This is a genomic window from Pediococcus parvulus (assembly GCF_007990205.1).
In the GTDB taxonomy this organism is placed as follows: domain Bacteria; phylum Bacillota; class Bacilli; order Lactobacillales; family Lactobacillaceae; genus Pediococcus; species Pediococcus parvulus.
Genome location: NZ_BJWE01000057.1, coordinates 1 through 8,612, shown reverse-complemented (window position 1 = coordinate 8,612; position 8,612 = coordinate 1). Strand labels below are relative to the sequence as shown.

Sequence of the window (8,612 nt, the reverse complement as noted above, 5' to 3'; positions counted from 1 at the left end):
TTATGCTAACTAATTAGAACTATCAAGCACTGACGTTGTTCCTGTCTCTTTATAAGATAATCCTAAACCATTACGTACAAAGTTAGTAGCCTGCTGTAATTCCTTCTTATGCATAACTTCCATGTCCTGACCTTTTAGTTCTTTCCCGCTACCTTGTAAATGCGTTTCCTTCACTTTCTTATCTGCAGAGCGATAATTCTGCCCTAAAGATATAAGATTACTAAATGTTAAATCTGTTTGCACCTGACTAGACAGAGAATTTAAGAAAGTCTGATTCAGCAGAGTAGAAATTGAACCACTCTTCTTTAAAGTGCTCCATAATTGTTAGACAAGAAATCTAACAGTTATGGAGCACTTTTTCTATGGTCAAATATAGTTCAGAATTAAAAGCAGAAGTCGTTAGTGAATATCTTCAAGGTGACATTAGTATCAGTCTTCTTTCAAAGAAACGTAACTTGCCTCGAATACAAGTAGGTAGATGGATACAAAACTTTCGTTTGAGCGGCGCAGACGCTCTTAAACGAAGAAGAGTTAAACGAAGTTTCTCAGTTGAGTTTAAAGTTGATGTGATAAACTACTATCAAACTCATGATGAAACTTTAGCCGAAGTATCCGCAAAATTTGATGTTAATTCTTGTCAAATCAGTTTTTGGTGGACAGCCTTCAATCAGTATGGTATAGAAGCCTTGAAGCCTCATCCGAAAGGCAGAAAAACCAAAGTGAAACATAATAAGAAGAAATTACGTAAGTTAGTAAACAAGAACGAAATCGATCAACTTCGTGAAGAATTGACGAAAAAGAATCAAGAATTATATGATGCAAAATTGGAGAACGAAATCTTAAAAAAATCAATGACCCTGTTCGGAACCTCAAAGGACGAAAGAAAACACAAATAGTTGATCAGATCAGGGTCGAACAAGAGTCTCTTCCGAAATCTAACCGGTATAAAGTCGGCGATATTCTTAAGACCATTGGACTTAAGAAAGCGACTTATCATGATGAACGTAAACGTATCAAAAATTATGTAGATAAGTATGAAGATGTAAAAGTAGAGATACTAAAAATTGCCGAAAGCGGAAGATATCGCGGACGTCTAACCTACGGTTATCGTCGCGTTCAAGAAGAGCTCATTAAATTAGATATCCATCTATCAGACGCCGTAGTGCGTCGTTTGATGGATGAATTAAATGTTCAAGTAAGCCTTTATAACCGCCACAGAAATGGTAGATATTCATCTTATAAAGGTACAGTTGGAAAAGTGGCCCGTAACGTTCTACATCAGCATTTTAATGAAACCGTACCTTTCAAAGTATTACATACCGATGTTACACAAGTACGCTTGGCCGATACTAAGTGGGCTTACGTTTCAGCTATTACTGACGAAGCAAGCAAGGAAGTTTTAGCATTTCAAGTAAGTAATAGTCCTAACAGTAAACTAATTATGGATACACTCGATGAACTCACAGAAAATATTCCGGAAGGAATAAAACCAATAATTCATTCAGATCAAGGTTGGCATTATCAATTGAATTACTATACCGATAAACTCTCTGAAAAAAAATTTATACAAAGCATGTCTCGTAAGGGAAACTGTCTTGATAATGCGCCAATTGAAAGCTTCTTTCATCTTCTTAAAACAGAATGTCTTAATGGATTTCCACAGTGTAAAGATATTGGAGAATTCAAGGAAATCACAAAGAATTACGTCGATTGGTTTAACAATCGACGAATATCACAGAAAACAAAAGGCATGACTCCCTGCGAATACAGGGAACATGCCTTAGCAGTTTAAAAATATTCAATTTTGTCTAACTTTTGTGTTGCACTTTAGAAGGGGCGCAGCGATTACCGCCAACGATGTCAAGCTGAGTACGACGAAGTACGATCACGAAAGCTACCAGGCAGGGCCGTTGATGCCGGGGTCCTACACGTTTAAACTTGAAGGTAGTACCGGCTCGGCCAAAAAGCAGGTTGATTTGATGGGGCAAGCCAACGTGGGCAAGGCCGTCAAACTACTTACAACCACCACGACAACTTCAACCGACGATGTGGATGAAAATGATAGTGACGACACGGAAGATTCGAACCAACACCATACGGGAAAAGCGCTAAGCGTGCTCTCAAAGGACGCGGCGACCGCGGTTTCCGTCATGGCTAACAAAGAAGACCGGGGCGCCGACGACTACACGTACGTTGAAAGTCAGCCGTGGGATAACGTGACCGAAATCAAGTTATACGATGAAGACAGCGATAAGCTAGTTGATACTTATCGCTACGATAAAAAGAATGATATCTTAGCAAAGTACGACGACGCAACGAGTAAGTTTGTGGAAGTGAAATAGGGGACGGGAGTCGGCAAGTAGTTGCCGACTTTTTTAGTGGAAATATTGGTTCAGTGACGATAATTAGAAGATTTGGAAAACCGAGCCACCTTTGCGTTCTCGCCCAGTTTCGTTAAAATTAAGGACAGATATAATTAAAATGATGAGAGGAGTTTTTTTAGATGCAGGCAGTGACTTTCGAGCAACTCGGTGGGCCGGAAGCGTTACGATTGCGGGAAATTGACGAACCGCAACTACGGGCCAATCAGGTACTGGTCCGGGTGCAGGCCGTGGCGGTCGACCACGTCGATACCTTTGTTCGTAGTGGGGCGTTTCAAACGGCACTGGCCACGCCGCACGTTGTCGGCCGTGATTTGGTCGGCACGGTACTGCGGGTGGCGGCCGGCGTGACTAACTTTGCGGTCGGTGATTTGGTTTGGACCAACTCTGCCGGTTACGACGGGCGGATGGGGGCGACCGCCGAAATGGTGGCGGTTGCTGCCGACCGGCTTTATCCGGTGCCATGCGGTGTGGACGCCCGCCAACTGGTGGCGGCGGTCCATTCGGCCGCGACGGCCGCGATTGTGTTGCAAGACGTCATGCAACTAACCCGCGGGCAGGCCATCCTAATCGAGGGGGCGGCCGGGAACGTCGGCCGTAAGTTTATTCAGCTAGCGCACCAGTTAGGGGCGGTCGTGACGACGACTTCCGCAGCGCGCGACTTTGACCGCTGTCGGCAATTGGGAAGCGAGTTAACGTTGGATTACCACGAACCGGTGGCGTCCCAGTGCGACCGGCAGTTTGATCACATCATTGATACGTCTGGTAAGGTGCCATTGCAGGCTAACTTGGCGGCGCTCAATCAGGGCGGCCAGGTCACGCTGATCACGGCGCCGGCGGATAATCATTTTACCTTCGACGTCCGCCAGTTTTACATGGCCCAAAAGCAAATTAGCGGCTTCGTCATCAGCCACGCTACCGACGACCAACTAGCGCGGGCGGCAAAGTGGTTAAATCCGCAGTTTGCCGCGGGTGCGTTACTCGAAGACGACCTCAATTGCCAGCCGTTTGCGGCCGCTGCGGAAGTACACGCCGCCCTGGAGCAGGGGCGTGATCACCACCAGCGGTTTGTGCTGGTGCCGCCGACGGAAAAAATTTAAGTGCCTAAGGTTGAAAAAACGGTCGCGGTTGCGGGCCGTTTTTTAAGTTGCTTTTCCGGCCAGTTTTAGTAACATTTAATATAAATATATTAATAATTAAAGGGAGGCGCAGGCGGATGCGCAAAGGCTGGGGAGTCTTATTTGCAGGGGTATTATTACTGAGTGGCTGTGGGGACGACCAGGTTAAAGTTACTGAAACGCCCACCAATCAAGAAGCATTGCAAACTAGTCAGCAGCGGGCAAAATCAAAACAGGCAAGTACTGACCGGGCAAGTTCTACCACTGGGACGGCTCAAAAAAGTCGTGACGCTAAGGAGACGGTCACGGCGACCCGTTGGAATGCAACTAAACGCTGGCAACTGGTTAAGTTTATGCACGCGTGGCAGCAACGAATGGGGGCAGACCTACGTGGGAACCTATGACGGTGAACGCCCGGATCATTATGGATTTACTTTTCCGAATGCAATTGAATCTGGACAACTTGATAATCGCGTGATTTTGGCTAATCAGCGAATTCAGTTGCGCTGGTCGGAGGACGGTGAACAGTCGGCACCGTTTCAAGTGGTGGAAGCGGCAACGATGGATAATCAGCATGGCTTTTTAACGACCTACTTTTTTTGCTTACACAATCAGCAACCGGTAGTTTTCGTAACCGGAACAACTAACGGTGATGATTTATACGTTCGCACCAGCCAAAACAGCGAGTTGCAAGCCGGTTTTGCCAAGATTGTGACGGAAAAAGCGTAAACCATTGCCAGTAATCAGGACTTAAATGTCGCCAACCTACAGACGTACCAATTCGGTGATGAGGTTCATAATAATTAACACAACTCGGGGTGGCCACTACCATCCCGAGTTTTTGATTGGGTAGCTGACTTAACCAACCTAAGTTAACCATCGGCACTGGTCATTAGTTGCGCAACGTTCGTGATTCGGTCAGTTGTTTAGTACAGCGTTGACCACTGTCAATTATTTATAGCACCTAATAATAATGATAGCGTTAACATTTGAAAAATGCTTGCGTTATTGAAACGCTTGCATTAGCCTAGTGGTATGAGCACCAATTGGTCTAGGTTTAGATTCAAGGGTGAACAGAATGTTATTAGGGGGTTGCAGAATATGCATAATCAGGATGTTGTTCAGGAAAATTGGCGGATGTGGAAACACGGGAAACAGTGGCTGTATGCGTCAAGTGCGGTCTTAGCCATGGGAATCGGTATGGGGTTGTTGACCACGACAGCGCAAGCGGATACGCCGTCAAATACTCAAACAACCACGACGGCCGTGCAATCGGTTGCGAAACCGGCAACGACAACGACAACTGGTACAACCAACGCGGAACAATCGGGAACCGTTGCCGAAACGGACCAGGTGCCAAGCATCGACCCAGCTGCTGACCAGCCGACGAAAACCGACGTGGCGATATCCCAAACGCCGGCAGCAACCAGCACGCTAACGGGTGAAAAAGACCTGCAATCGTCACTTGAAACGAAGACTAATCAGTCAACTTCTTCAACTAAGTCGGTTGCCGTACCGGAAGTAGCGAAGACTAATCCGGTGGTCACTAGCGAAAAGGCCAAAACCGCCACACCGAAAACCAGTCAAGTTGAGACACCGGCGCCGGTCACCCAACCAGTCAGTGCCCCGGCCCAAGTTGACACGAAGACTGAAACGACGGCACCGGTCCCCGTTAAGGACACGACCAAGGTGATTATTCACTATCAGGGTGACAGTAGTAAGTGGGCGCCGTACGTTTGGGGACTGAAACCTAACGGTAATAGTCAGCAGTACGACTGGACCGGAACCGATGATTTTGGTGCCTACGCCGAAATCGACATGGATCAAAATTACCAACAACTCGGCGTGCTGATCAAGGGTGTCGATAGTTGGGATAAGGACGGCAATGGCGCCGACCGGACCGTTACCGTCGACGATAACGGGAAGGGCGAAGTCTGGTACAGTGCGGGCAGTGACGACGCTCAGGACGTGACGCCGACTTACCACGACACCACCATCAACGTGCATTATCATGACAAGAATCAGTCGGTCGTTAATCGCTACCGCGTGTGGACCGACAAGACCGGTGAGGCAGGGGCGCAAACGGTTGATTTGAACCAAACCGACGCCAACGGCAATTTGCTCGGCACCGTGCAGTTGACGGCCGCCGACTTTAAGACCGTTTACGTCCAACCGGTCGGTGCTGATGAATTGACGCGGGCCTTCACGCCGGTAGCTAGTGACGCCGCGACCGACATTTACGTCGTGGCCGGGGATCAGCAGCCGTATTACACCGCTAGTTTTGCGCTGCAACAGGAAATGGTGACTAGCGCGGCCATGCAAACGCCGACGGAAGTTACCGTGACAATCGGCAAGGCCCTGACGGCGGCGGAGGCCCGCCAACAACTGAGCGTGGCCGGACATACCGTTAAGGACGTGACGGCAATTGCACCGGACGCAACCGGACGGAGCAAGCAGTTCAAGTTGACGACCACTACCGACCTCGACATTATGACCACTAACAGCGTCAGCTTCAACGGTAACGCTAAGGTTATGGACATCGGCGATTACGTCCGCTCACAAGCGTTCGATAACGAATACTATTACGACGGCGACGACCTAGGTGTGACCTACAGCAAGCAACGGACGCAAATCAAGTTGTGGGCCCCGACCGCCAATCAAATCGAACTACGCCTTTATCAGCAACATACCGCCGACGCCGCGGTGACCAAGACGATTGCCATGCAGCGGGGCGCCAAGGGCGTTTGGACGGCGGTGCTTCCCGGCGATTATCAGGGCTGGGCCTACGACTATCAGCTCCACTTCGGTGACGGTAGCGTGACCACCACTGAGGACCCTTATAGCAAGACGGTCACCGTTAATGGCAACCGCAGTGTGATTGCCGACGTTGATGCGGTCAAGCCAGCCGACTTTGACCGGTTACCGAGCTTTAGTGATCCAACCGACGCCGTGATTTATGAAACTAGTGTCCGCGACTTCACCAAGGACCCGAATTCCGGTGTGACGGCCAAGGGGAAGTTTACCGGCATGGTCGAATCCGGCACCCACACCGCATCCGGTCAAGCGACCGGGTTGGATTACCTGAAGGACCTCGGGGTGACCCACGTACAACTCATGCCGATGTACGACTTTGCCAGCATTGATGAAACCAGCGCCGACCCGAGTTATAACTGGGGTTACGACCCGAAGAACTATAACGTTCCGGAGGGGACTTATTCTAGCGACGCCAGCGACCCGACTGCGCGGGTGCTGGAAATGAAGGAAATGGTCAACGGCTACCACAAGGCCGGGATTCGCGTGGTGATGGACGTGGTTTATAATCACGTCTACTCAATGGACGAACAGGCCTTTCAAAAGGTCGTGCCGGGTTACTACTTCCAGTATGATCAAGGTGGCCACCCAACCAGCGGTAGCGGGGTCGGAAACGACGTCGCCAGTGAGCGCAGGATGGTTCGCAAGTACATTCTGGATTCGGTGAAGTACTGGGCGACCGAGTACAACATCGACGGTTTCCGCTTTGATTTAATGGGCATTTTGGACGTCGACACGATGAACACGATTCGCGCCGAATTGAACGCTATCGACCCCGGTATCTTGGTTTACGGCGAAGGCTGGGACGTGCGCGCTACCAACCACGACATTGGTGCGGGACAGTATAACGCTGACAAACTTGATCAGCACGTTGGTTTCTTCAGTGATGATATTCGCAACGCCATCAAGGGGGCCGAGTTTGGCGGCATCAGTAAGGGGCTGGTCGAAGGAAACGCCCAGGAGGACGACTACGACCAGCACGCCCAGGCGTTTATTGCCGGTTTCCTCGGTGGTCAGGATTACGCTAACGCAGCCACGGCTCACCCGTACCAGTCGCCGAGTCAGACGCTGAACTACGTGGCTTGCCACGATAACCGGACGCTCTACGACATGTTAACGGCTTTGATGCCGAACGAGTCCCAGGCTAACCTGATCAAGCGTGACAAGCTGGCAACCTCGATGGCCTTCTTGGCCGAGGGGGTCCCGTTCGTTTACGGTGGACAGGAATCCCTGCGGACCAAGGGCGGCGACGAGAACAGTTACCAGTCACCGGATGCGGTCAACCAGATCGACTGGGACCGCGTTCAGGATAATCAGGAACTGGTCGACTACTTTAAGCAGCTGGTTCAGTTACGCAAGGACGAAAGTGCGTTCCGGCTGACGAACTACGCTGACATCGACAAGACGGTCAAGGTCTTACAGGACGGTAAAAACGGCGTCTTCGCCTTCGAATTTTTAGCGGGCGGCCACAAGTTATACGTGCTCTTTAACGTGAACGACAGCGCCCAAGCCTTTGACGCCGTCAACTTGACCAACGGCCGGGTACTGCTCGGCAGCGATGCGGTCACCCTCGGAACGGTCACTAACCTGGCCGCTCTCAGTACGTTAGTCGTGCGCGAAGACTTGCCGCAGACCGTGACGATCAATTACCAGGATGACAACGGTCAACTGGTTAAAACGACGACCGTAACGTTGACCGCGGCTGGCACGGCTTACACACTGACGGCGCCAGCTGGGTACCATTTGACCGGTGACCAGACGACGGTTAGCTACGACTTTGATAACGACGGCACGGCGCGAATTGTGACGGTACTGGTTGCGAAGATGACAACTGATAACGGCCAACCCGGAGGACAACCAAGTGGTGGTAACGGTCAGACTGGTGATCACCATGGCAAAGAAAATGGTCAGACCGGCGCGACCACGCAACCGGGTGGCGGATCAACCACGACGACTGCTGAAGACCGGCTTGCTGGTGAAGTGGAAAACCCAACCACACCGACCACAACCGCTAATCAGGCGACGTCGTCAGCTACTAAGGCCACGTTGACGCCAACGACCGCTGCCAAAGCTGGTCGGGCCGCGGCAACCGGTTTACCACAAACTGATGAGCGGGCGGGTCAATCCGCAAGCTTGCTAGGCTTACTGGGAATCATGTTAGCCGGCTTGATGAGTTTGGTAAAACCGCAACGGAAACGGAATTAAGTTTTTAAATTTAAAGCAACGCGGTTTGCAACTTTAGTTATAATTCAACTAATGAAGAAGGGCTAGTCGGCTTGAATGCTTGACTAGCCCTTTTTTG

General features: G+C 50.1%; 8 protein-coding genes. 7 read left to right on the top strand and 1 reads right to left on the bottom strand.

The window, feature by feature from the left end:
* Positions 1-9 precede the first annotated feature (9 nt).
* The gene (locus tag PPA04_RS09930) at positions 10-291 is read right to left on the bottom strand and encodes an LCP family glycopolymer transferase (protein ID WP_506330624.1); all 282 of its coding nucleotides are present in this window, start codon (positions 289-291) and stop codon (positions 10-12) included.
* 71 nt (positions 292-362) lie between these two features.
* Here PPA04_RS09930 and PPA04_RS08820 point away from each other — a divergent pair, with 71 nt between their 5' ends.
* The 7 genes from PPA04_RS08820 to pulA all read left to right on the top strand — a co-directional run bounded on the left by PPA04_RS08820 (position 363) and on the right by pulA (position 8,515).
* On the top strand, positions 363-896 hold the full coding sequence (locus PPA04_RS08820; RefSeq protein WP_057784995.1) for a helix-turn-helix domain-containing protein: 534 nt from the start codon (positions 363-365) through the stop codon (positions 894-896).
* On the top strand, positions 824-1,792 hold the full coding sequence (locus PPA04_RS08815) for an IS3 family transposase (protein WP_226997409.1): 969 nt from the start codon (positions 824-826) through the stop codon (positions 1,790-1,792). Before PPA04_RS08820 ends, PPA04_RS08815 begins: the two co-directional genes overlap by 73 nt.
* Before the next feature lie 121 nt (positions 1,793-1,913).
* Positions 1,914-2,342, top strand: a complete 429-nt coding sequence (locus PPA04_RS08810) for a hypothetical protein (RefSeq protein ID WP_057784993.1) — start codon at positions 1,914-1,916, stop codon at positions 2,340-2,342.
* Positions 2,343-2,503: 161 nt separating this feature from the next.
* Entirely contained in the window at positions 2,504-3,481 is a 978-nt protein-coding gene (locus PPA04_RS08805; RefSeq protein WP_056936359.1) for an alcohol dehydrogenase catalytic domain-containing protein, read from the top strand.
* 116 nt (positions 3,482-3,597) lie between these two features.
* Complete coding sequence (locus PPA04_RS08800; protein WP_057784992.1) at positions 3,598-3,903, top strand: hypothetical protein; 306 nt, start codon at positions 3,598-3,600, stop codon at positions 3,901-3,903.
* Positions 3,890-4,228: a DUF4767 domain-containing protein gene (locus tag PPA04_RS08795; protein WP_057784991.1), complete on the top strand. Its 339-nt coding sequence runs from the start codon at positions 3,890-3,892 to the stop codon at positions 4,226-4,228. Before PPA04_RS08800 ends, PPA04_RS08795 begins: the two co-directional genes overlap by 14 nt.
* Before the next feature lie 372 nt (positions 4,229-4,600).
* Positions 4,601-8,515 carry a type I pullulanase gene (gene pulA, locus PPA04_RS08790; RefSeq protein WP_186806982.1) on the top strand — a complete coding sequence of 1,305 codons (3,915 nt, stop codon included), beginning with the start codon at positions 4,601-4,603 and terminating at the stop codon, positions 8,513-8,515.
* The last annotated feature ends 97 nt before the right edge of the window (positions 8,516-8,612 follow it).